Genomic DNA, 25,041 nt, shown 5'->3' on the forward strand with positions numbered 1-25,041 from the left:
AGATAAGCAAATGTTCAATGTTTAACAATGGATTAGAGGTCAAGATTCAGGTCAGTGACTGCACCGGTTTCTGCACCTGAAGTCAGTTTGGCGAATTTGGCCAGCGCACCGTGAGTATAGTTTGGCTGAGGTTTGGTCCAGGCCGCTTGACGTGCGGCAATTTCTTCTTCCGCAACATGCCAGGTCATTTCCCGGGTTTCAGCATTAATTGAAATCTGGTCACCATTTTTCACCAGACCAATCGGGCCACCCTCATAAGCTTCTGGCGTCACATGACCAATCACAAAGCCATGACTGCCACCAGAGAAGCGTCCGTCAGTAATTAAAGCCACCGAAGCGCCCAGACCTTTACCAATAATCGCAGAAGTCGGTTTCAGCATTTCCGGCATGCCCGGACCACCTTTAGGGCCGACGCCACGAATCACCACCACTTCACCCGGCTGGACTTCACCATCCAGAATCCCGCGCATGGCACCCTGCTCGCCTTCAAATACCCGGGCCGGACCAGCAAAATGCAGACCTTCCTTACCGGTAATCTTGGCCACGGCGCCCTTCGGCGACAGATTGCCTTTTAAAATCACCAGATGAGAGTCTTTTTTCACGGGCGCATCAAAAGGCAGAATAATCTGCTGGCCTTCTGGATAGTCCTGAACCTCGGCCAGGTTTTCTGCCAGGGTTTTTCCGGTCACCGTCAGGCAGGAACCATCCAGCATGCCGGCATCCAGCATGCGCTTCATCAGCGGTTGAATCCCACCGATGGCAATCAGTTCAGACATTAAATACTTACCAGATGGGCGCACATCGGCCACCACCGGAATATCTTTACCAATCCGTACGAAATCATCAAGACTCAATTCAACCCCTGCGGTATGCGCCATGGCCAAAAGATGCAGTACACCATTGGTCGAGCCACCCAACGCAATCAAAACCTTGATCGAATTTTCAAAGGCAGCCTTGGTCATGATGTCACGCGGCTTGATATCCAGTCGCAACAGATTCATCACCGCCTCACCGGCACGGGCACAGTCAATTTGTTTGTCATCCGAAACTGCTTCTTGCGCGGACGAACCCGGCAAGCTCATACCGAGTGCTTCAATCGCAGAGGCCATCGAGTTAGCCGTATACATACCACCACAAGAACCCGGACCCGGCAAAGACACTTCTTCAATATGCTTGACCTGAATCGCGTTAATTTCACCTTTGGCATATTGACCGACCGCTTCAAATACCGAAATCATGTCGGTATGGCCTTCGCCTGGTTTGATGGTGCCGCCATAAATAAACAGACCCGGACGGTTTAAACGGGCTAACCCCATAATGCAGCCGGGCATATTTTTATCACAGCCACCAATGGCGATCACCCCATCATAAGCCTGACAGCCCACGACCGTTTCAATCGAGTCTGCGATCACTTCCCGTGACAGCAGTGAATATTTCATGCCTTCCGTGCCATTGGAAATACCATCTGAAATGGTAATGGTATTAAAGATAATCCCCTTGCCGCCTGCCGCACTCACGCCCTGCTCTACAGTTCTGGCCAGACCATCAATATGCATATTACAAGGCGTGACATTGGCCCAGGTCGAGGCAATACCAATAAATGGACGTTCAAAATCAGCATCTTGAAAACCTGTGGCACGCATCATGGAACGGGCTGGTGCATTTTCAATGCCTTCATAAACGGGGGCTGAATGCTCGCGGATATTATCTTTACTCATTATTTTCTTCCTGGGCGTCGACTGATTTGAAACTTCAGTTTCAGCAATTTATTTTAAGACTATTGTATAGAAAGCATTCGGCATGTAAAAGAAATTACCCTATAGAAAAACATTTTGATGAATACTTAAAAAATTTTAATCACATGATCAAGCGACATGGATGTCGCCGTTTCGCTACTCTACAGGGAAGTAAAGTTAGCGGAACAAGAGCGTTTTGTTACTTTTGCGCCGTCAAAAGTAAGATTCTGCCTGCACAAAGATCATCAGAACTTTTAAAGTTATTAACGCTTTGATTTTAAGTGGATCTTCGATTTTTTTACCATACAGCCTCAAATTACCTGAGTAATTTTTAATGCTATCTCGTAGGCACTTTTACTTTTGCCGGGCCAAAAGTAAACAAAATCCCTTTGTTTGCCCGATATGGCATCCCTGCCATACGGGCAAACGTGCGACTTCCTGTCGCATTCTACTGGGCATAATTTGGAAAGTCTAAAAATAGTTTCTTGTATAAAAAAAGCACCCCATCTGGAGTGCTATTTAAATCTGTAAAATTACAAATTAGATATCACGTACTGCACCTTTCGAGGCACTGGTAGTATGCATCGCATACGCTTTCAGTGCTTTAGACACTTTACGCGGACGCTGTTCCGCAGGCTTCCAGCCTTTGGCTTCTTGTGCTTCACGGCGTGCTGCCATGGTTGCTTCGTCTACGGCCAGGTGAATAGTCCGGTTTGGAATATCAATTTCGATACGGTCACCATCTTCAACCAGACCAATCGCACCGCCTTCCGCAGCTTCAGGAGATACGTGACCGATTGAAAGGCCAGACGAACCGCCTGAGAAACGGCCATCCGTTAAAAGTGCACAGTCTTTACCCAAACCTTTCGATTTAAGATAACTGGTTGGATACAGCATTTCCTGCATGCCCGGACCACCACGTGGACCTTCGTAGCGAATTACCACCACATCACCCGCAGTGATTTTGCCGCCCAGAATCGCTTCTACAGCAGCATCCTGGCTTTCAAACACACGTGCAGTCCCGTTGAATTTCAGGATGGAATCATCCACACCCGCTGTTTTTACGATACAGCCTTCCAGTGCGATGTTGCCATAAAGTACTGCCAGGCCACCATCTTGCGAGAAGGCGTTGGCTGCATTACGGATCACGCCATTGTCACGGTCACCATCTAAACGGGCATAGTAACGGTCTTGTGAGAATGCCGTCTGCGTTGGTACACCGCCCGGCGCTGACTTAAAGAATTGATACACGTCTTCATCTTCAGTACGGATGATGTCCCATTTATCCAAGGCATCTTTTAAAGTTTTTTCATGGACGGTTGGAACAGATGTATCCAGCAAGCCTGCACGATCCAGTTCGCCCAGAATCGACATGATGCCACCGGCACGGTGTACATCTTCCATATGGACATCCTGTTTCGCTGGGGCAACCTTACAAAGAACCGGCACATTACGCGACAAACGGTCGATGTCGGTCATCGTGAAGTCGACTTCAGCCTCGTGTGCTGCTGCCAACAGATGCAGAACCGTATTGGTTGAACCACCCATTGAAATATCCAGCGTCATGGCATTTTCAAACGCTGCTTTGGTCGCGATTGAACGTGGCAACAAGCTGTAGTCATTTTGCTCATAATGACGTTTAGTGATTTCAACAATCAATTGACCCGCACGCTCGAATAATTTTTTACGATTTGCGTGGGTTGCCAGCGTAGAACCATTACCCGGTAAAGATAAACCTAAAGCTTCGGTCAAACAGTTCATGGAGTTGGCGGTGAACATGCCTGAACATGAACCACAGGTAGGACAGGCTGAACGCTCATAAGCTGCCACTTCTTCATCAGTAAAGCTGTCGTCTGCCGCAACCACCATGGCATCCACCAGGTCAATCGCGTGTTCATTGCCACGGATTTTGACCTTGCCCGCTTCCATCGGACCGCCAGAGACAAATACCACCGGAATGTTCAGGCGCATCGCGGCCATCAACATTCCCGGGGTGATCTTGTCACAGTTCGAGATACACACCATCGCATCGGCACAATGGGCATTGACCATGTACTCGACCGAGTCTGCAATCAGATCTCGTGAAGGCAATGAATACAGCATGCCGTCATGACCCATCGCAATACCGTCATCGACCGCAATGGTATTGAATTCTTTTGCTACACCGCCTGACGCTTCAATTTGACGTGCCACCAGCTGACCCAGATCTTTAAGATGCACATGACCCGGTACAAACTGGGTGAACGAGTTCACCACCGCAATAATCGGTTTACCGAAATCTTCATCTTTCATGCCGGTGGCACGCCATAAACCGCGTGCGCCAGCCATATTTCTTCCGTGTGTCGATGTTTTTGAACGATAGTCAGGCATTTTATATTTCCAACAAAGTTTGAGCTTGCAATGAATCGGGCAGATCCACTCTGGCTAAATCATACTGACAAGGAGCTTAAATCAGTTGAATTTTAAACCTATCATACTACAAGCCCTTGATTTACAAGATGGCCTTTTGGGTGTAGATGCAGGCAAAAATGTCTATAGAGAGGTTTGGATGATCTGACGATAAAAATTTCTTAATGAAATCTACTATACCGCCATCATCATCAGGACAATACAAAACTTTCATGAATAATTTTTACAATTTGCATGAGTTTTTTTTATATAAAAATTCCACCGAAATTCAAGTACTCACAGGCCTTATTCGATAAGTTTTTGCAACGATTAGGCTGAAATTTGGCTTTTGGCTTATAATACCCTTTAAGTTTATTTGGAATTTCATGTGTGAAGATCATATTTGCGGGCACACCAGAATTTGCAGCCACAGCATTGGCTGCACTGCTTAAAACCGAACATGAAATTGTTGCGGTCTACACTCAACCGGACCGCAAAGCTGGACGTGGACAAAAACTGAGAGCTTCTGCAGTCAAGCAGCTGGCTTTAGAAAATAATATTCCGGTCTACCAACCGCTTCACTTCAAATCTTCGACTGAAGAAGGTCTGGCAGCGCAAGCGGAACTTAAAGCCTTAAATGCAGATGTGATGGTAGTGGCGGCTTATGGCCTGATCCTGCCACAAGTGGTTCTGGATACGCCAAAATATGGTTGCCTGAATATTCATGGTTCCCTGTTGCCGCGCTGGCGCGGTGCAGCCCCGATTCAGCGCGCGATTGCTACCGGCGATGCCGAGACCGGTGTAACCATTATGAAAATGGCGGCCGGTCTGGATACCGGGGATATGATGTATAAAACATTGTGCCCGATTAGCGCCGAGGATACTTCTGCCAGCCTGCATGACAAACTGGCGTTACAAGGTGCTGAGGCGATTGTGGCCGTGCTCGAATCGGAACAGACTTTACAGCACTATCTTGAGACTCGTGAAGTTCAGGATGAAAGCCTGACTGTTTACGCGCATAAACTGACAAAAGCCGAAGCGCAAATTGATTGGACCCAGCCTGCAGCAGACATTGACCGTAATATTCGTGCCTTTAATCCTTGGCCAGTGGCATTTACCCCGCTTGATGACAGCAACAATTTACGCATCTGGAGTTCATCACTTTCCAAGCAAAACGCAAGCAATGCCCTGCCTGGTGAAGTAATTACCCTGGATAAAGACGGCGTGCATGTAATGTGTGGCGATCAAAATGTCATTTGCATCACCAATCTGCAATGGCCAGGCGGCAAAGCCCTGAATGCTGTTCAAATTAATCAAACTCAAAAACTATCGGTAGGATATAAATTCGCATGAGCCAAATTCAATCATCAGCTAAAAATTTGAATTTGCGCGCGCAAGTTGTAAAAACGCTATTGGCTGTACAAAATGGCCAATCACTTGCTTCTGTACTCAATCAACATATTAATATTGTGTCTGAACGTGACCGTGGTCTTTATCACGAGTTAACGCTAGGCTGTTTACGTCAGTGGCATGGCCTGAAAGCCATCACCCTGCCGCTATTAACCAAACCTCTTGATAACCAGGCTCTAGAAAGCTGCTTATATTTGGGTTTGTACCAGATTCTATGTACGCGTATTCCGGCACATGCTGCGATTTCAGAAACCGTCACTGCAGCCAAACAGCTGGGATTTGAACCTTTAAGCGGTCTGGTCAATGCGGTACTGCGTCGTGTTTCACGTGAAACAGAAGAATTTGACCTGGCTTTAAATCAGGCGCATGGCCTGCCAAGCTGGCTCTACAAGCGTTTAAAGAAAGACTGGCCGGAACAGCTTGCCGAGCTGTCACATGACTTGAAACAGATTGCGCCGCTTACCTTGCGTGTCAATATCAATCAGGTCAGCCGTGATGAATATCTGGAAATTCTGGAAGAAGAAGGCTATGAAGCACGTGCCTGTACTCTTTCTGAAGTTGGGATTGTACTGGAACAGAATGTGCATATTCCGAACCTGCCGGGCTATGAAGCCGGCGGTTTCTCGGTGCAGGATGAACATGCCCAGCTGTGTGCGACCTTAGTTCCTGACCTTGAAGGCAAAATCGTAGTAGATGCCTGCGCTGCGCCAGGGGGTAAGACTGCGCATATCTTGGAAAAATACAGCCCGAAAAAACTGTATGCCATTGATCAGGATGCTAAACGTTTAGTCCGTGTGGCAGAAAATCTGGAACGTTTACTGTTAACTGAATATGCCGACGTTGAAATTATCGCGGCTGATGCGATCACCTGGACCGCTCCGGAGCCGGTCGATTGTATCGTACTGGATGCACCATGCTCTGCAATTGGTGTGATCCGTCGTCATCCGGATATTCGCTTGTTACGTCACTCTACAGATATTCCGCAAACGGTACAGCTGCAAAAGCAGATTCTGGAAAATATGTGGCAGCAACTGAAAGTCGGTGGTACTTTGCTGTACATCACCTGTTCAATTCTGAAAGCCGAAAACGAACAGCAGATGGTCGAATTCTTTGCTCAACATGCCGATGCCAAAGAAATCAAAATCGAAGTCGATTGGGGCATCGAACAGATTCATGGCCGTCAATTGTTACCGAAAGCGGATCAAGGCGACGGCTTCTTCTATTGCCGTATTGAAAAAACGGCATAAATCATGCGTTTAAAATGAAAGGCAGCCTAAGCTGCCTTTTTTATATCTCGTGATTTAGTGAATATGAGGTTTATTGAATAAACTTAAAAATCACCAGACTGCTGGCCAATGCAGCCATGCCACTGACCAGCCCATATACCGTTTCATGTCCTTTGGCATAGCGTTTTGCCGTCGGCAATAATTCATCCAGTGCCAGATAAACCATCACGCCGCCAATCACCCCAAAGATCAGACCATAGACGGTTTCACTCATATAAGGTGCCAGAATAAAATAACCGAGCGCTGCCCCCAATGGTTCGGCCAGGCCCGAGACCAGACTGGCCCAGAGCGCATAATCTTTACGGCCGGTGGCCATATATACCGGCAAGGCTATCGCCACACCTTCTGGCACATTATGAATCGCAATTGCCACCGCCAACGGCGCACCTAAAGCTGGGCTTTCTAGTGTGGCAAAAAACGTCGCCAGTCCTTCTGGTAGGTTATGTGCGCTAATCGCAAACAGGGTCAGCATACCGGTACGCAGTAATTGGGGGGAACTGACGCCCTTGGCAGAATGGGTTTCAATCGTGTCATGCGGATTCGGCACAAAGCGATCCAGCAATAACACCAAAACCACGCCCAGTAAAAAAGCAAAAGTGCCAAAGGCAAAACCGGTTTTTTCATCAAAATCCAGACTAAAGGACGCAATCGATTTGTTCAGAATTTCGGTTAAAGAGACATAGATCATGGCACCGGCAGCAAAGGCCAAACCAAAGGCCAGCAGGCGGAAATTGGGTTTTTTTAAGAATAATACCAGCCCCCCACCCACCACGGTGGCCAGCCCGGCAAATAAAGTTACGGCAAAGGCTGTATAGACTTGTCCATCTGAAACGGAAATCATGTCAAAGCATCAGCCATTAAAAAAGTCATTATCATCAAGGATGATAATGACTTCCGTTTATGGCAACAGTACGTTTATGTGAAGATTTTTAGTCTTCTGGTTCTTCCGGATTCTTTACCAGATGAATCACAGCCAGTACCAGACCACCCCATAATAAAACGATGGAGATGATCATCATGATTAGTGCAGATGTATTCATAGTCGCTCTCCTAGCTGTGACGGTCTTTGATCAGGCTGAACAGAATGGCGCCCAGAATAAAGAATGCCATCACTCCTCCACCTACCATCCATAGGGTACTGGCAGCATAGCCACCATAACCTTCTGCCATGACGGATTTCAGGGTCAAGCCCAATGCCAGCAATAATGACAAAGGCGTGATCACCGTCAGCATGAAGTTCCAGCTGGCACCCAGTTTCACGCTGGCAAACTCATTCACATGGCCTTCCAGCTGTTTCATTAATGGACGACGGAACCACGACAACAGAATAATCGATAACAGACCACCACCGACAATACCGATGTTATTGGCAAAGTAGTCGATGATATCGACAAAGGTAATCGCACTATGTGTCGAGAACATCAGGGTAGAAATCACTGCTGAACCACCAGCAATAATCGTCACTGACTTGTTCTTTGACCAGCCCAGCTTGTCCTGGAATGCAGCAATCGGAACTTGCAGGATGCTCACCATGGAGGTAATACCCGCCACCGTCAATGAACCAAAGAACAGGAAACCGAACAGGTCACCACCTGCACCTAAACTGGAAATGATTTTCGGAAACGCAATAAAGGCCAGACCAATACCACCGGACACCACATCTTCAACTTTCGCACCTGAGCTGAATGCCATAAAACCAAGCGCGGCAAAGACACCAATACCCGCCAGGATTTCAAAAGACGAGTTGGCCAGTGCCACCACGATCCCGGAACCGGTCAGGTTGGTTTTGCGTTTCAGGTAAGATGCATAGGTCAACATGATCCCGAAGCCCACTGATAGTGAGAAAAAGATATGACCAAAAGCGGCTAACCAGACTTTATAGTTGGCCATCGCTTCCCAGTTCGGCGTGAAGAAAGCATTTAAGCCATCGACTGCACCAGGTAAACGTACTGCCTGAATCACTAGGATCGTGAATAAAATCACCAGCAATGGCATAAAGATTTTATTCGCCAGTTCCACCCCACGGCGTACTCCACCGTAAAGAATCAGCATGACTGCTGCCCAAACGACCACCAAACCAAAGAACAGCACAGGTACAAAACCGAGCGTCAGACCCTCACCATTTTGCAGGTAAGTATTGAAGAAGAAGCCTTGGGTATCTGTGCCCCACTGCTGTCCAAAGGAATAGAACATATAGCTGCCAGCCCAGGACAAGACGCTGGCATAGTAAATCCCGATCACCAGAGTGACCATGACCTGCCACCAACCCAAGGATTCGGCATTCATGAGTTTTTTATAGGCCATAGGCGGTGCTTTACGGAACTTGTGTCCGACCGCATAGTCTAAAAACAATAAAGGTAAACCTGCTGCGAAAATCGCAATCAGATAGGGGATCAGGAATGCCCCGCCACCATTTTCATAGGCAACATAAGGGAAACGCCAGATATTCCCCAAGCCAACGGCGGAACCAATCGCTGCAATAATGAATCCTGATCGTGCGGACCAATTCTCACGAGTTTCTGTCATAGAACACCTAAACTTTTAACCCCTTTAGATGCTGCTTGTTATGGTTATGGCGCAAGCAAAAAAAGAAGCATTTTCAATAATTTTGGGTGTTTGAATTAGAGGGCACCTTGTGGGCGTCGAATTCTAATGTACAAACAGGTCAGCAGGTCTTACATCTTGCTTAAAGTCTGATCGAAAAACTGACCTTGTAGATGATTTAACAATACTGACTTTTTTAAATTTTTTCTGTAAATTCTGCTTAAAATATTCGTTATTTATAATCTATTCGAATTAAGCGTTCAATAATTCTCCGAAATAGGCCAGATTAAACAAGTTATATATTGACAAACTTTTTGGAATATATTTTTTCTTAAGTTTTACTACAGGGTCGCTGTTTCAAAAAATGTATTCCAAGACCCCAATCCAGCATCTGTTTTTAGATCATTATTTGATAATGAAACGGCTCATACTAAGGCACGTGACCAAACTGTGATATGGGAAATCAAAGTCTCTCATGGAACTTTAACCTCTTTAAATATCACAAGCAGATTTAAAACCAGCCACCTGTGATATCGAAGCGATGAATTGAATATTCTGAACCTAGGCTTTAATCACCAGCATGCGCTCTTCCTGCATGTCGCGAATGGCTGACTGAATTCCTTCACGACCCAGACCTGAATCTTTGACCCCGCCATAAGGCATATTATCGACTCGGAAAGACGGAATATCATTGATGATGACACCGCCCACATGCAGATGATCCCAGGCATACAGCATCTTGTTCAGATTCTGAGTATACACTCCAGCTTGCAAGCCAAAACGGCTGCGGTTGATACAGGCAATACCGGATTCAAAATCAGCATATGCTTCCAGGATTGCCACCGGGCCAAAGGCTTCATCACGGTAGATTTCCAGACTGTGGTCTACATTTTCCAGCAAGGTCGGCGCAAACATCACGCCATTTAGCTCACCTCCAATCAGGATTTTCGCATCTTTTTTCACGGCTTTATCCAGCCATTTTTTCAGGCGTTTGGCTTCATCTTCCTTGATCATCGGGCCGACCAGCGTTGTGCTTAAGTTCGGATCGGCTGCTTTAATCATTTTCAGTTTCGCCAGCAGTTTGTCCTTCACTTCAGCATAAATCTGCTGATGCACCAGAATGCGTTGCACACTGATACAGACCTGTCCGGCATGGTTATACGCTCCACCAATCAGACGATTAATCAAGGCATCATTAATTTCGGTATCTGGCTCAATCATGACGGCAGCATTGCCACCCAGCTCCAAAACCACTTTTTTACGACCGGCACGCGCTTTCATATCCCAGCCCACGGCATCGGAACCAGTAAAACTGAGTAATTTAAAGCGCTCATCAGTGACCAGTAGATCGGCCAGCTCTCGTGGACAGGGCAATACCGAAAACGCACCTCGCGGTAAATCGGTTTCCGCCAGAATTTCGGCAATCTTTAAGGCAGAAATCGGGGTTAGGCTAGGTGGTTTCAGCACAAAGGGACAACCGGCTGCAATCGCGGGGGCAATTTTATGCGCGGTCAGGTTTAAAGGAAAATTAAACGGACTAATCAAAGACACTGCACCAATCGGCACCTGCTTCACAATACCCTGATAACCAGATGCTGCCGCAGTCACGGCCAAAGATAGCATACGTCCCTGATCAATCTGGGTCACGGCATCTGCGGCAATCTGGAAAGTATTAATCAGACGTTCAACTTCGGCTTCGGCTGCTTTACGCGGCTTGCCCCCTTCTGCAATCAGAATTTCGGTCAATTCTTCATGAATCTCACGAAAACGGCGTACACAATGCAATAGAATTTTCTGTTTCTGGAACGGCTCCAAGGCGGCCATTTCAGCTTCTGCATCTACGGCAGACTGAATCGCCTGTTCCAGTATGTTGGCATCTGCCAAGGCGACACGGGCATACAGTTCGTGGTTATATTTATGCTTGACCTCTAACCATTCACCCGTCTGAACGGCCTGACCGGCGACATATAATGCATACTCTTTCGTTTGTTGTGTGCTTCTCGCTACCATCTTATTGTCCTGCAAAATCCAAGGATATACATTTTTGAAATTCTCTATATCATGCACTTGCTACTCCATATTAAGAAGATGTTTTTAAGTAACCAGACACCTCCAATTTTAATAAAGCTTTAGGGAATAGAGCCATGCGCGCAAAAATACTCACTACCTTATTCTTCGGTTTTGGACTCAGTAAGCTCAGTCATGCAGATATGATCGGCGTGAAAGCGGATCTCAGCTACTGGGATTTTGACGGCTATAGCCAGAATAACAATTTCAAGCATGAGCTGGATCGACAAGGTACAGCACAACTATCTGTCACTGTAGAACATCCGGTACCGTTATTGCCAAATGCAAAAATCAAATACGTTAATCTGGACAGCACCAGCGAACAGAGTTCTCCTGTCAATGCCTCAGATATCGAGTTGAACAATATTGACTATATTCTGTATTACGAATTGCTAGATACTATTGTACATGCGGATATAGGCGCAGGTTTAACCAATCTGGATGGTACGGTAAAAAACCTAACTGCCGGCACTTTCACTCAATACGATCTGGATGAATACAGCCCACTGCTCTATGCAACAGCCGGGGTTAAATTGCCATTTACCGGTATGAGTGCCAAAGCAGAAGCGGTTTACAGTCACGGCAGTGATACCCGAAAGACCGATGTACAAGCCGAACTGCAATATGATTTCATTGATAATCTGCTGGTCGATGTCGGTGCCAAAATCGGTTATCGCATCATGCAAGTAGATTTTGAACAGGATCAACGTCCAGATTTACAGCTGGAATTCAAAGGTCCTTATATCGGTCTGGATATACATTTTTAATGCAATACAACCGGTTAAGTTTGCACAGCTCAATTACTCTGCGTTGATGTAAGCCAAAGCGTACAACAATAACCGCAATCTGCTGCTAGTGCGCCACCGGGATGTGTATTACTTTATAAACATAGAGAGCAGGATGCTCCAGAAGACCTAAAAACAAGAATAACATCGCAACACCAGGACGTGAGGTACGACAGGAGTTATACCTAAATCACGAGATACGAAAAGGCCCCGACAGGATGTCGGGGCTTTTTTTTCTGCCTATTATTTTATTTATCATTGCTTAACAGTTCCGAGCTAAAACTCCAACATTGTAAGAATCCCCTTGTTGTTAAGCTAAAAATCCTCACATTTTTTGGGAACAGCAATCATGGTAAAAAAGGTCCTCTTTATTACATCCAATCAAGGCATTGAACATGATGAACTCACTGAGCCTTTAAATTTTCTAAAGTCCAAAGGTTTTGAAGTGATTCATGCTGCCGAAAAAAATGAAGATGTCGCGACTGTCAAAGGTGATACCAAAGCTGCCACCCAATATACGCCGGATACCAGTCTTGAACACGTCGATCTGAATGATTATGATCTTTTGGTGATTCCCGGCGGTACAGTCAATGCAGATACTTTAAGAATCAATCAGGATGCGCAAAAAATCATTCAGCATTTTGCCGATAATCACAAACCGATTGCCGCGATCTGTCATGGGCCATGGACCTTGATTGATGCACAGCGCATCAAAGACAAGAATCTGACCTCATATAAGAGCATCAAGCTAGATCTGGAAAATGCCGGCGGGAAATGGGTCGACGAAGAAGTCCACCGCTGCAATACAGGTGACTGGGTACTGATTACTTCACGCAATCCGGACGATTTACCGGCTTTCAATGAAGCGATCTTAAAAGAGCTTGAAGGCGAAGCTGCCTAAGCTCCTACACTAAAAAAAGAACCTCAGCATTGAGGTTCTTTTTTTATATTCAGACACCTCCGGCCAGACTTTTCAGATAAGCCACCACCTCTTTATTGCCTGCCATTTCAGCCAGCTCTAAAGCTGTATGTGGACTGCGATGTGCAATATCTGCACCCTTGCTGACCAGAAGTTTGACCATGTCCAGATGATCATTTTCAGCAGCGGCTTGTAGGGCGCTATAGCCTTCTTCATCGGCTGAGTTGACGTCCAGACCTTCCTGTAAGCCCTCTTCGACCTGTTCAACATCGCCTAAAGATGCCCAGTACACCAGTTCAGGAAGATGTAGTTCGTCGTCATCTTCAGGGATTGGGGAGATAGAATTAAATTGCATAGTCAGTTCCTAATGGTAATTTAGTTGAGTTAGCTTTTTACACAGTTCACTTTCTAAATTTTTTAACCCTTCACCATTCTTTAAATAGATTAGAGATCTATGATGAATCATATCAGATGGAATATCACTTACACTTTGAGCAATTGGAATAACTAGTTTACCTAAAGTATGTGCAATTCCTGTTTCATACATGACATTTGGATTTTTACCACTAAAATCGACGATTACTACTCGAGCTCTAAATATTAAATCAAATATATCCTGAATTATCGTACTGTTATCCCAAATATCATCAGCTCTTAAACATCTAAAACCAGATCCTTTGGCAGCCTCTTTAATAGAGGAATAGACACTATCAAAACCTGAAAAAGGCATCATTACAGCTATTAAATCATTTTCTAAATCTACACTGGGAACACTAAATACTGAAGGAGAAAATGTAATTTTATTTACACTTACTTGATGCGATACATATAGAGTATTCTCATCAGGATATTTGTGCTCTAGATAATCTTTAATTTGTTGTAAAGATTTAGGATTTTTATAACTAATTGCTCTTAAGACATCAATAATATTGGCACCATAATCATCATCACCAAAGCTCAAACTTCTTAGCAATCTAGAATGATTATGAATTATTTGATCCGCATTAACTAAAAGACCAATCTCACTCCAATCACTAGCATTGAATTCTTTTTCTATTACTCTTTTTAAATCCAAGATAAGTTTATTAGTCTCTATCTGAGTATCATCTGAAGTTAAATTTGAATTAAACATAGATAGTATTTTTTGATTAAATTTTAGACATAATACTATAGGTATGAAAAAAAAGCCCCCTTTCGGAGGCTTCTTATTTCAAACTTGGTTTTAAGCTTTAGACACTGCGGGTTCAATTGAACCAATCTTTTCAGATTCATTGTCATGCATGATCAATGCAACAGCAATTGCAGTAATCAGAACCGGTAAACCAACTGCCATAAAGTTAAAGTAAGCAGGCAGGTTCATACCAAGTAAACCACCAATCAGAATCGGCCCTACAATCGCACCCATACGACCAATCGCAGAAGACCAGCCAATACCTGTCGAACGTACTGCAAGTGGGTAGAACTGCGCAACATAGCTATACAGCAACATTTGCGAACCAATTGACGCTGCACCAGCCAAGAATACTAAGATGTAAAGTAAGAATTGGTTAGATGCAAAGCCCATTGAGCTCATCACAATCGCACCCATCATACCGAGGAACATCAGTACCGGTTTCAGGTGGAAACGATCCGCGAGAATACCACCACCGACAATACCCACAACCGCACCAACGTTCATCACCATCATGAACATCAAGCTGTTGTCCATCGAGTAGCCTGCTGCCATCATCAACTTCGGTAACCAGCTACTCAGTGCATACATGGTTAACAGACAAGTGAAGAACGCGACCCAGAACAGTAAAGTATTGACCGCACGACCACGACGGAACAAACTCACCACGTTGGCTGCTTCAGGCACATTTTCCTGTGGCAAAGTGAAAGTTGTATTCTCAGTAACTGTCAGATTTGGCGCCAAGCGACGTACAATGCGACGAGCTTCTGGCTGCTTGTTCTGTTTCACAATAAATGCGAGCGATTCAGGCAGGAATTTCCAGATCACTGGTAATAAAAACAGTGGAATACCGGCGATAAAGAACATGATTTGCCAACCAAAACTTGGGGTAAACCATGAACCCAATAACGCAGCCATTACGCCACCGACCGCATAACCACTAAACATGGTGGTCACCAGCGTACTACGCATTTTTTGTGGGGCATATTCCGAAGTCAATGCCACCAGGTTTGGCATTACGCCACCAATACCAAGACCGGCAAGGAAACGTAAAATACCGAATTCGGTTGGGTTTGAAGCAAAGCCGCCGGCAAAAGTTAAACCACTAAATAATACAATACAGATCATGATCACTTTCTTACGACCGATCTTGTCCGCGAGGGAACCAAAGATCATCGCACCAAACATCATGCCGGCCAGTGCGGTACTTGCAAGCATTCCAGCCTGCACTGCACTTAAGCCCCAGTCTTGCATCAATAACGGTAAAACTACACCATTGATTGCGAGATCGTAGCCATCAAATAAGATAATGAGTAAACACCAAGCAACTACATTGAAGTGGAAAGGCGTGAATTTCGCATTATCGACTACAGAATTTACATCTATTTTTTCCGTTGTCATCGTTCTCATCTCCCATGAGTACTTGTCCATAACATCTTGTTGAAGACTGAAGTCAATCTTCAATGTCAGGCAATATACGCAAGCGGGATTTAAGGCACAATAAGACTAATTGATATTCTGCTATGCTCTCGGAAATGTCATTTATTTGCGTGATATGTCACAATATTATTAATATAAACTTTTGAATAATTGATGTTTATTTTTTAATTCGCCCAATATTTAAGCTCTATTAATCCGCTTATTCTTTTGACCAATTGAATATTGATTTAATTTCATACTAAAGATATGAAAAAGCCCCTTTAAGTAAGGAGCTTTTTTAACTGAGTAGGTTAATTACGAGAGTTTAAATTTTGGCTGTTTTTAATTTTTTCACCATCACGCGACCAGGTTGTGGCTTACGAATCATTGAAATAGCGATGATGCCAATAATACCTGGCATTGCCACTGCGATAAAGTTCCATTTATGTGGTAACTCCATACCAAGCAGCATACCAATCACGATTGGGCCAACAATTGCACCTGTACGCCCTACAGCAGAAGCCCAACCAATACCAGTAGAACGTACTGCAACAGGATAGTATTGAGCAACATAGCTATATAACAAGATACTGGTACCAATAGATGAGGCACCTGCTAAACTCACAAGTAAATAAATAACAGGGGTTGGAGAATTAAAGCCCAAACCAACCAAAGATAGTACACCGACAGTTAACATACTCATAAGAACAGGTTTAAAGTCAAAACGGTCTGCCAAAATACCACCGCTAATGGTTCCGATCACGGCACCAATATTCAGTGCTAATAAGAACATTAAACTGCTACCTAAAGAATATCCCGCTGCCATCATCAGTTTTGGTAGCCAGCTTCCAAGTGCGTAAAGCATGAGTAAGCACATAAAGAAAGCAATCCAAAATAAGAATGTTCCTGTGGCACGATTTTCTGTAAATAAAGCTTTTACTGATGCACTTTGGGTCTGATCAGCGCTAGCTAGAACCAGTTCAGTATCTTCTTGTATGTCTGCAGTTGGCTCGACTTGCTTTATAAAACGACGTGCTTCATTCACTTTTTGTTCTTTAACGAGGAAAGTTAAAGACTCAGGTAAGAACTTCCAAAAAAATGGAACAAAAAGTAATGGAATACCTGCAATGAAGAACATAATTTCCCAACCAAAACTTGGTGTAAACCATGTACCGCATAATGCAGCCATAATACCGCCCACCGCATAACCACTAAACATGGTGGTTACCAGTGTGCTTTTTAAACGTTTAGGTGCATATTCAGACGTTAGAGCGACTAAGTTTGGTAATACACCACCAATCCCTAAACCAGCAATAAAACGTAAAATACCAAATTCTGTTGGATTAGTGGTAAATCCACCTAAAAATGTAAAAGCACTAAATAAAGAAACACAAATCAAGATAACTTTTTTACGACCAATTTTGTCTGCAAGCATCCCAAACAGCATGGCTCCAAACATCATGCCAGCGAGTGCTGTACTTGCAAGCATGCCTGCTTGAACAGCACTCATGCCCCACTCTTGCATAAGTAGAGGCAGAACGACACCGTTAATTGCTAAATCATATCCGTCAAATAGGACAATAAACAAACACCACAATACAATGCTTAAGTGAAATTTAGTGAATTTTGCCTGATCAATCACATCATTCACACTCACCGTGTTTGCTACTCGCTTCATGTTTTCTGCCATTTTTACTCACCTCCTGTGAGTTTTTTTCGTTGTTTTTAGCACGACACATGACCCTAACTCTTATTTATTATTTTTAATGATTCTTATCGCCATGTCTTCGCAACAACTTAGTTCAACACAGCTACTTTTCATGCAATATCCGACTAAAGTCTTACTTATTCCTTAGAATTCTAAACCCATGAGTCCGGTTTTTAATCAATACTCAACAATTCCCACAGTGATTTGACTAAAACCCACCCACAAAAAAACACCCCCTGTCTAAAACAGGGGGTGTTTTGAATAATGAGCTGGCGATGACTTACTCTCACATGGGTAACCCCACACTACCATCAGCGCTAAGAGGTTTCACTTCTGAGTTCGGGAAGGGATCAGGTGGTTCACTCTTGCTATGGTCGCCAGCACAACTGTTTATGACTTTGCATTTGGTCTTATTTAGATGCCAATGCGTGGTCAAATAGAATTCATTAACAGGTATATCTGAGTTCTTGCGAGTAGAACTAAGCAGTGCTTAATTATACTCTCATTTGTTCTTAAGCGTTCACTAAATCAAGCTGTTTTGCTTAATATCGAATCAATTGATCCTCACTTCTTTCGAAGTTCGTACAACAACTGTTTGGGTGTTGTATAGTCAAGCCTCACGAGCAATTAGTATTGGTCAGCTTCATGTATCGCTACACTTCCACATCCAACCTATCAACGTCGTAGTCTTCAACGGCTCTTTAGGAGACATAAAGTCTCGGGGAAATCTTATCTTGAGGTAGGCTTCCCGCTTAGATGCTTTCAGCGGTTATCCCTTCCGAACATAGCTACCCGGCGATGCCACTGGCGTGACAACCGGTACACCAGAGGTTCGTCCACTCTGGTCCTCTCGTACTAGGAGCAGATCCTCTCAAATTTCCAACGCCCACGGTAGATAGGGACCGAACTGTCTCACGACGTTCTAAACCCAGCTCGCGTACCTCTTTAAATGGCGAACAGCCATACCCTTGGGACCTGCTTCAGCCCCAGGATGAGATGAGCCGACATCGAGGTGCCAAACACCGCCGTCGATATGAACTCTTGGGCGGTATCAGCCTGTTATCCCCAGAGTACCTTTTATCCGTTGAGCGATGGCCCTTCCATACAGAACCACCGGATCACTAAGACCTACTTTCGTACCTGCTCGACTTGTGGGTCTCGCAGTTAAGCGCGCTTTTGCCTTTATACTCTACGCGTGATTTCCGACCACGCTGAGCGCACCTTCGTACTCCTCCGTTACTCTTTAGGAGGAGACCGCCCCAGTCAAACTACCCACCAGACATGGTCCTCGTCCCGGATAACGGGACAGAGTTAGAACCTCAATATTACCAGGGTGGTATTTCAAGGACGGCTCCATCGCAACTAGCGTCGCGACTTCAAAGCCTCCCACCTATCCTACACAAGTAAGATCAAAGTTCAATGTCAAGCTGCAGTAAAGGTTCACGGGGTCTTTCCGTCTAGCCGCGGGTACACCGCATCTTCACGGCGAATTCGATTTCACTGAGTCTCTGCTGGAGACAGCGCCCCCATCATTATGCCATTCGTGCAGGTCGGAACTTACCCGACAAGGAATTTCGCTACCTTAGGACCGTTATAGTTACGGCCGCCGTTTACTGGGGCTTCGATCAAGAGCTTCGCTTACGCTAACCCCATCAATTAACCTTCCAGCACCGGGCAGGCATCACACCCTATACGTCCACTTTCGTGTTTGCAGAGTGCTATGTTTTTAATAAACAGTTGCAGGGGCCTGGTTTCTGAGGCTGTCGCCCGCTCAAGGAGCAAGTCCTATCACCGACAACAGCGTACCTTCTCCCGAAGTTACGGTACCATTTTGCCTAGTTCCTTCAGCAGAGTTCTCTCAAGCGCTTTGGTCTACTCGACCTGACCACCTGTGTCGGTTTCGGGTACGATTCCTGTGTAACTGAAGCTTAGAGACTTTTCCTGGAAGCATGGTATCAGCCACTTCACTGTACAAGTACAGCTTGCTATCAGTTCTCAGCATAGAGTACCCCGGATTTGCCTAAGATACATGCCTACAACCTTCCACCTGGACAACCAACGCCAGGCTGACTTAACCTTCTCCGTCCTCTCATCGCATTACACAGAAGTATTGGAATATTAACCAATTTCCCATCGACTACGCCTCTCGGCCTCGCCTTAGGGGTCGACTCACCCAGCCCCGATTAACGTTGGACTGGAACCCTTGGTCTTTCAGCGTGCGAGTTTTTCACTCGCATTGTCGTTACTCACGTCAGCATTCGCACTTCTGATACCTCCAGCAGACTTCTCAATCCACCTTCATCGGCTTACAGAACGCTCCCCTACCACGCATAATAAATTATGCATCCGCAGCTTCGGCATATAGTTTTAGCCCCGTTACATCTTCCGCGCAGGCCGACTCGACTAGTGAGCTATTACGCTTTCTTTAAAGGGTGGCTGCTTCTAAGCCAACCTCCTAGCTGTCTATGCCTTCCCACATCGTTTCCCACTTAACTATAATTTTGGGGCCTTAGCTGGCGGTCTGGATTGTTTTCCTCTTGACTACGGACGTTAGCACCCGCAGTCTGTCTCCCGGATAGTACTCATTGGTATTCGGAGTTTGCATCGGTTTGGTAAGTCGGGATGACCCCCTAGCCGAAACAGTGCTCTACCCCCAATGGTATTCGTCCGAGGCGCTACCTAAATAGCTTTCGGGGAGAACCAGCTATCACCAAGTTTGATTAGCCTTTCACCCCTATCCACAAGTCATCCCCTGGCTTTTCAACGACAGTGGGTTCGGTCCTCCAGTTAGTGTTACCCAACCTTCAACCTGCTCATGGATAGATCACCTGGTTTCGGGTCTATACCCAGCAACTAAACGCCCTATTAAGACTCGGTTTCCCTACGGCTCCCCTATTCGGTTAACCTCGCTACTGAATATAAGTCGCTGACCCATTATACAAAAGGTACGCAGTCACCGAACAAGTCGGCTCCCACTGCTTGTATGCATGCGGTTTCAGGATCTATTTCACTCCCCTCACAGGGGTTCTTTTCGCCTTTCCCTCACGGTACTGGTTCACTATCGGTCAGTCAGGAGTATTTAGCCTTGGAGGATGGTCCCCCCATATTCAGACAAGGTTTCACGTGCCTCGCCCTACTCGACATCATCATATAAGCCCTTTCGTGTACAGGACTATCACCGTCTACGGTCGCACTTCCCAGAGCGTTCCACTAGAACTTATATGACTTAATGGGCTCTTCCCCTTTCGCTCGCCGCTACTGAGGGAATCTCAATTGATTTCTTTTCCTAAGGGTACTGAGATGTTTCACTTCCCCTCGTTCGCCTTGCAACACTATGTATTCATGTTGCAATACCTACCTTATGGTAAGTGGGTTTCCCCATTCAGACATCTCCGGATCACAGGATATTTGCCGCCTCCCCGGAGCTTTTCGCAGGCTATCACGTCTTTCATCGCCTCTGACTGCCAAGGCATCCACCACATGCACTTAATTACTTGACTATACAACCCCAAACAGTCGTTTATCCTTACAAGTAGGATAAGCAACAGATTGTGATGATCTCTCATCACGCTCATACAGTTGGCGTTTGTGCACTTAAGCACCGTACAGCTTCAATTAGATTCATATACCAAAACGCTTGATTCAGTTAATTTCGCTAGTAACTCATTTCTTTCATCTTCACATCACAGTAATAAATCACTGCTAGTGTTAATGTCAGTCATGAGTATGAACAAATTATTTCAACTCAAATATATTCTGTTAATGATTTTTCCAGCCTTCGTCAGGTCAGGAAACTGTGATAAATCACAGAGGTTATCAAGTGCGCGTATCATAACGCTTGTACTTGTTAATCTCTAGGATCTAAACACTTGATCGCTTAGGAACTAAACAACTTCATCACTGTATGATTACATACTGCGCGAAGCGTAGCTTCTTGCTTAAATTTCAAGTAAAAGCCTTAAAGCAGTGCTTTAAGTTTTATGATCTTGAAATTTGGTGGAGACTAGGAGAGTCGAACTCCTGACCTCCTGCGTGCAAAGCAGGCGCTCTACCAACTAAGCTAAGTCCCCAGCTTATCAATAAGTCAATGTATCGTTCCGTTCTGTTTGCTTCAGCACTTTCATGCTTGGTTAGTCAGATTTGGTGGGTCTGACAAGACTTGAACTTGTGACCCCACGCTTATCAAGCGTGTGCTCTAACCAACTGAGCTACAGACCCTCAGATACATCGTATGAAGAACAACTTGTTGTGGATTCTTACCAATCGTCAATCTTTCGTTAAGGAGGTGATCCAGCCGCAGGTTCCCCTACGGCTACCTTGTTACGACTTCACCCCAGTCATCTGCCACACCGTGGTAAGCGTCCCCCCTAAGGTTAGACTACCTACTTCTGGTGCAACAAACTCCCATGGTGTGACGGGCGGTGTGTACAAGGCCCGGGAACGTATTCACCGCGGCATTCTGATCCGCGATTACTAGCGATTCCGACTTCATGGAGTCGAGTTGCAGACTCCAATCCGGACTACGATCGGCTTTTTGAGATTAGCATCCACTCGCGTGGTAGCAACCCTTTGTACCGACCATTGTAGCACGTGTGTAGCCCTGGTCGTAAGGGCCATGATGACTTGACGTCGTCCCCGCCTTCCTCCAGTTTGTCACTGGCAGTATCCTTAAAGTTCCCGGCTTAACCCGCTGGCAAATAAGGAAAAGGGTTGCGCTCGTTGCGGGACTTAACCCAACATCTCACGACACGAGCTGACGACAGCCATGCAGCACCTGTATGTAAGTTCCCGAAGGCACCAATCCATCTCTGGAAAGTTCTTACTATGTCAAGACCAGGTAAGGTTCTTCGCGTTGCATCGAATTAAACCACATGCTCCACCGCTTGTGCGGGCCCCCGTCAATTCATTTGAGTTTTAGTCTTGCGACCGTACTCCCCAGGCGGTCTACTTATCGCGTTAGCTGCGCCACTAAAGTCTCAAAGACCCCAACGGCTAGTAGACATCGTTTACGGCATGGACTACCAGGGTATCTAATCCTGTTTGCTCCCCATGCTTTCGCACCTCAGTGTCAGTATTAGGCCAGATGGCTGCCTTCGCCATCGGTATTCCTCCAGATCTCTACGCATTTCACCGCTACACCTGGAATTCTACCATCCTCTCCCATACTCTAGCCAACCAGTATCGAATGCAATTCCCAAGTTAAGCTCGGGGATTTCACATTTGACTTAATTGGCCACCTACGCGCGCTTTACGCCCAGTAAATCCGATTAACGCTTGCACCCTCTGTATTACCGCGGCTGCTGGCACAGAGTTAGCCGGTGCTTATTCTGCGAGTAACGTCCACTATCCAAGAGTATTAATCTCGGTAGCCTCCTCCTCGCTTAAAGTGCTTTACAACCAAAAGGCCTTCTTCACACACGCGGCATGGCTGGATCAGGGTTCCCCCCATTGTCCAATATTCCCCACTGCTGCCTCCCGTAGGAGTCTGGGCCGTGTCTCAGTCCCAGTGTGGCGGATCATCCTCTCAGACCCGCTACAGATCGTCGCCTTGGTAGGCCTTTACCCCACCAACTAGCTAATCCGACTTAGGCTCATCTATTAGCGCAAGGCCCGAAGGTCCCCTGCTTTCTCCCGTAGGACGTATGCGGTATTAGCATCCCTTTCGAGATGTTGTCCCCCACTAATAGGCAGATTCCTAAGCATTACTCACCCGTCCGCCGCTAGGTCAAGTAGCAAGCTACTCTTCCCCGCTCGACTTGCATGTGTTAAGCCTGCCGCCAGCGTTCAATCTGAGCCATGATCAAACTCTTCAGTTTAATACTATGTAGTGCCTTAAAGGGCACCAATCTTGGCTCATCAATTTTCTGACAAATATTTCTCAAATAAACTTCGAGTAATTTCTACCATCAATCAATGAAAATAATTTCGATCAATCAACCAGTAAAAATCCACACAAGTTGTTCTTCATAATCTCTTAATGATCTTCCTAACACCTCGTCAGTGCTAGAAGCTGGACTTCGATAAACTTAACAACTCCGCCATTCTGCTTCGTTCGTTTCCGTCTATCTCGTCGGTATGTGCTCATTATAGGGCAATTTCTTACACGTGCAAGCGCTTTTAACGCACAGGAATCATGAGTGTTTTATTTTTATGCACCAAATTGGTTCAATTCCATACAATTCATTACATAAGTACATATTTTTAAAACAGAAATATAAATTAAATATTTCTGCTTTATTCTATGCCTAGTTTTTCACGACTGGTGCTTTAATCGTCACACTGGTGATTTTTACAGGATTCACCGGCACATTTTGATGCATTCCATAGTTTCGGGTCGGTACTTTGGCAATCTGATCGACGATATCCATGCCTTTAGTGACCTTACCAAAGACTGTATAGCCGGCATTTCTAGCAGAACGATCCAGGAAATCATTATCGACCAGGTTCACAAAGAATTGTGCTCGGGCAGAATCCGGCTGATTGGTACGCGCCATGGCTAAAGTACCGCGTTTATTTTGCAGACCATTCGACGATTCGTTTTTAATGGGTGCTTTTGTATTGGCTTTTTCCTGCATGTTTACATCAAAGCCACCGCCCTGCACCATAAAGCCGGGAATGACACGGTGAAAAATCGTGTCCTTATAGAAGTTGCTCTTTACATAGCTTTCGAAGTTCTTTGCCGAGATTGGGGCTTTGTCATTGAAGAGTTCAATTTCAATATTTCCAGATGAAGTCTTCATCTCAATAATCGTATTGGCAGCAAAGCTTGGCAGACTGACCGCAGCAAGTGCGATGACACATAATGATTTCTTTAACATTTATTAACTCATCTACTTAGAAGTAATGGTTGTGAATGACTATATATTAATCTTTTATAACTCATAATGCAGTGACCTGCCGACTAAAGACAAGAGAATAAGAATGAAGCATGCATTATTACAGGAGCAAAATATCCACCAGTTTCCACCTTGGCGTTTGCAGGGTGAGGGTTTTATTCTGAATTATTGGCTGACCCCCAGCTTTATTGAGCAAGCAAAACAGTTCCGGATCGCCCCTTCTCCGCTGGGTCGTATGATTCAAGTCTTATTGGTGCGTTATCATGCTTCGCCGATTGGCCCTTATGATGAGTTACTGATTCTGGATCATCCTTTAATTAGTAAACGGCGCCTCAGTTCGATTCCTAAAATTTATGTGTCTACCCATGAGTCTGTGGTACACGGTCAGTATTTATGGGGCATTCCCAAAGAACATGCGCAATTTGAATGGCAGGAAAAGGATCAGGAAGTGCTGTGTCAGATTCAGCATCAAAACCAGCATATGACGATTCGGCTGAAGAAAACCAAATCTGCACGCCAGTTCTACATTAATAGTCATCATATTCCAGCGTCTATGCTGAAGATTCAGCAAGCCTGGAAAGGGCAGCGTTTTCAGTTTAGTCCACAGTTCCGCGGTCACCTCTCCAAACTCTCGCAAGTAGAGTGGCAAGATGCCGAGAATATATTTCCAGACTTTTCCAAAGCCAAATTGCTGCAAAGCTTTTATGTCCCCAAATTCAATTTGATCTTTCCTGAAGCTCAGATCAGTAGCAAAGTATAAGAACTGATAAAA

The 25,041-nt window shown here is 45.3% G+C and carries 16 protein-coding genes, 2 tRNA genes and 3 rRNA genes; 5 read left to right on the forward strand and 16 right to left on the reverse strand.

What is annotated here, in order from left to right; translation table 11 throughout:
• Positions 1–32 precede the first annotated feature (32 nt).
• Positions 33–1,718: a dihydroxy-acid dehydratase gene (ilvD, locus tag J7649_RS10250; protein ID WP_005094796.1), complete on the reverse strand. Its 1,686-nt coding sequence runs from the start codon at positions 1,716–1,718 to the stop codon at positions 33–35.
• 558 nt (positions 1,719–2,276) lie between these two features.
• Complete coding sequence (gene ilvD, locus J7649_RS10255; protein WP_026056552.1) at positions 2,277–4,106, reverse strand: dihydroxy-acid dehydratase; 1,830 nt, start codon at positions 4,104–4,106, stop codon at positions 2,277–2,279.
• A gap of 408 nt (positions 4,107–4,514) precedes the next feature.
• Here ilvD (J7649_RS10255) and fmt point away from each other — a divergent pair, with 408 nt between their 5' ends.
• Together fmt and rsmB are read left to right on the forward strand one after the other, a co-directional pair.
• Complete coding sequence (fmt, locus tag J7649_RS10260; RefSeq protein WP_005268206.1) at positions 4,515–5,477, forward strand: methionyl-tRNA formyltransferase; 963 nt, start codon at positions 4,515–4,517, stop codon at positions 5,475–5,477.
• Complete coding sequence (gene rsmB, locus J7649_RS10265; RefSeq protein ID WP_219307849.1) at positions 5,474–6,781, forward strand: 16S rRNA (cytosine(967)-C(5))-methyltransferase RsmB; 1,308 nt, start codon at positions 5,474–5,476, stop codon at positions 6,779–6,781. The genes fmt and rsmB overlap by 4 nt, the downstream gene beginning before the upstream one ends.
• Before the next feature lie 70 nt (positions 6,782–6,851).
• Here rsmB and zupT read toward each other — a convergent pair whose 3' ends face one another.
• The 4 genes from zupT to J7649_RS10285 form a co-directional block, all read right to left on the reverse strand.
• Positions 6,852–7,661: a zinc transporter ZupT gene (gene zupT / locus J7649_RS10270; protein ID WP_005268208.1), complete on the reverse strand. Its 810-nt coding sequence runs from the start codon at positions 7,659–7,661 to the stop codon at positions 6,852–6,854.
• A gap of 88 nt (positions 7,662–7,749) precedes the next feature.
• Positions 7,750–7,860 carry a methionine/alanine import family NSS transporter small subunit gene (locus J7649_RS10275; protein ID WP_005268210.1) on the reverse strand — a complete coding sequence of 37 codons (111 nt, stop codon included), beginning with the start codon at positions 7,858–7,860 and terminating at the stop codon, positions 7,750–7,752.
• 10 nt (positions 7,861–7,870) lie between these two features.
• Positions 7,871–9,346: a sodium-dependent transporter gene (locus tag J7649_RS10280; RefSeq protein WP_174894033.1), complete on the reverse strand. Its 1,476-nt coding sequence runs from the start codon at positions 9,344–9,346 to the stop codon at positions 7,871–7,873.
• A gap of 579 nt (positions 9,347–9,925) precedes the next feature.
• Positions 9,926–11,374 carry an aldehyde dehydrogenase family protein gene (locus J7649_RS10285; protein WP_219307851.1) on the reverse strand — a complete coding sequence of 483 codons (1,449 nt, stop codon included), beginning with the start codon at positions 11,372–11,374 and terminating at the stop codon, positions 9,926–9,928.
• Between the two features lie 134 nt (positions 11,375–11,508).
• On the opposite strand from J7649_RS10285, the gene J7649_RS10290 reads away from it, so the two are divergent.
• Both J7649_RS10290 and J7649_RS10295 read left to right on the forward strand, forming a co-directional pair.
• Positions 11,509–12,198, forward strand: coding sequence for a TIGR04219 family outer membrane beta-barrel protein (locus J7649_RS10290; protein WP_219307853.1), 690 nt, complete (start codon positions 11,509–11,511; stop codon positions 12,196–12,198).
• Positions 12,199–12,565: 367 nt separating this feature from the next.
• Positions 12,566–13,117 (forward strand): type 1 glutamine amidotransferase domain-containing protein, encoded by a 552-nt coding sequence (locus J7649_RS10295; RefSeq protein ID WP_005245514.1) that lies wholly within the window; start codon positions 12,566–12,568, stop codon positions 13,115–13,117.
• Positions 13,118–13,166: 49 nt separating this feature from the next.
• Here J7649_RS10295 and J7649_RS10300 read toward each other — a convergent pair whose 3' ends face one another.
• The 10 genes from J7649_RS10300 to J7649_RS10345 form a co-directional block, all read right to left on the reverse strand.
• Positions 13,167–13,490, reverse strand: coding sequence for an ankyrin repeat domain-containing protein (locus J7649_RS10300; RefSeq protein WP_219307855.1), 324 nt, complete (start codon positions 13,488–13,490; stop codon positions 13,167–13,169).
• A gap of 9 nt (positions 13,491–13,499) precedes the next feature.
• Entirely contained in the window at positions 13,500–14,267 is a 768-nt protein-coding gene (locus J7649_RS10305) for a hypothetical protein (RefSeq protein WP_219307857.1), read from the reverse strand.
• Positions 14,268–14,357: 90 nt separating this feature from the next.
• Positions 14,358–15,707 carry an aromatic acid/H+ symport family MFS transporter gene (locus J7649_RS10310; protein ID WP_004647700.1) on the reverse strand — a complete coding sequence of 450 codons (1,350 nt, stop codon included), beginning with the start codon at positions 15,705–15,707 and terminating at the stop codon, positions 14,358–14,360.
• 343 nt (positions 15,708–16,050) lie between these two features.
• Entirely contained in the window at positions 16,051–17,415 is a 1,365-nt protein-coding gene (locus tag J7649_RS10315; RefSeq protein WP_005094821.1) for an MFS transporter, read from the reverse strand.
• Positions 17,416–17,700: 285 nt separating this feature from the next.
• Positions 17,701–17,815 (reverse strand): 5S ribosomal RNA (gene rrf / locus J7649_RS10320).
• A 224-nt stretch (positions 17,816–18,039) separates the two neighbouring features.
• A 23S ribosomal RNA gene (locus J7649_RS10325) occupies positions 18,040–20,933 on the reverse strand.
• Positions 20,934–21,427: 494 nt separating this feature from the next.
• Positions 21,428–21,503, reverse strand: a tRNA-Ala gene (locus J7649_RS10330).
• Positions 21,504–21,574: 71 nt separating this feature from the next.
• Positions 21,575–21,651, reverse strand: a tRNA-Ile gene (locus J7649_RS10335).
• Between the two features lie 60 nt (positions 21,652–21,711).
• Positions 21,712–23,249: ribosomal RNA gene (locus tag J7649_RS10340) — 16S ribosomal RNA — on the reverse strand.
• Together the 16S, 23S and 5S rRNA genes with 2 tRNA genes alongside form the textbook arrangement of a ribosomal RNA operon.
• A 429-nt stretch (positions 23,250–23,678) precedes the next feature.
• Positions 23,679–24,251 carry a peptidylprolyl isomerase A gene (locus J7649_RS10345; protein WP_004728951.1) on the reverse strand — a complete coding sequence of 191 codons (573 nt, stop codon included), beginning with the start codon at positions 24,249–24,251 and terminating at the stop codon, positions 23,679–23,681.
• Between the two features lie 103 nt (positions 24,252–24,354).
• Here J7649_RS10345 and J7649_RS10350 point away from each other — a divergent pair, with 103 nt between their 5' ends.
• The gene (locus J7649_RS10350) at positions 24,355–25,029 is read left to right on the forward strand and encodes an acetoacetate decarboxylase family protein (protein ID WP_219307859.1); all 675 of its coding nucleotides are present in this window, start codon (positions 24,355–24,357) and stop codon (positions 25,027–25,029) included.
• Positions 25,030–25,041 lie beyond the last annotated feature (12 nt).

Origin of the sequence: Acinetobacter lwoffii (assembly GCF_019343495.1) — a bacterium.
GTDB lineage: Bacteria > Pseudomonadota > Gammaproteobacteria > Pseudomonadales > Moraxellaceae > Acinetobacter > Acinetobacter lwoffii_P.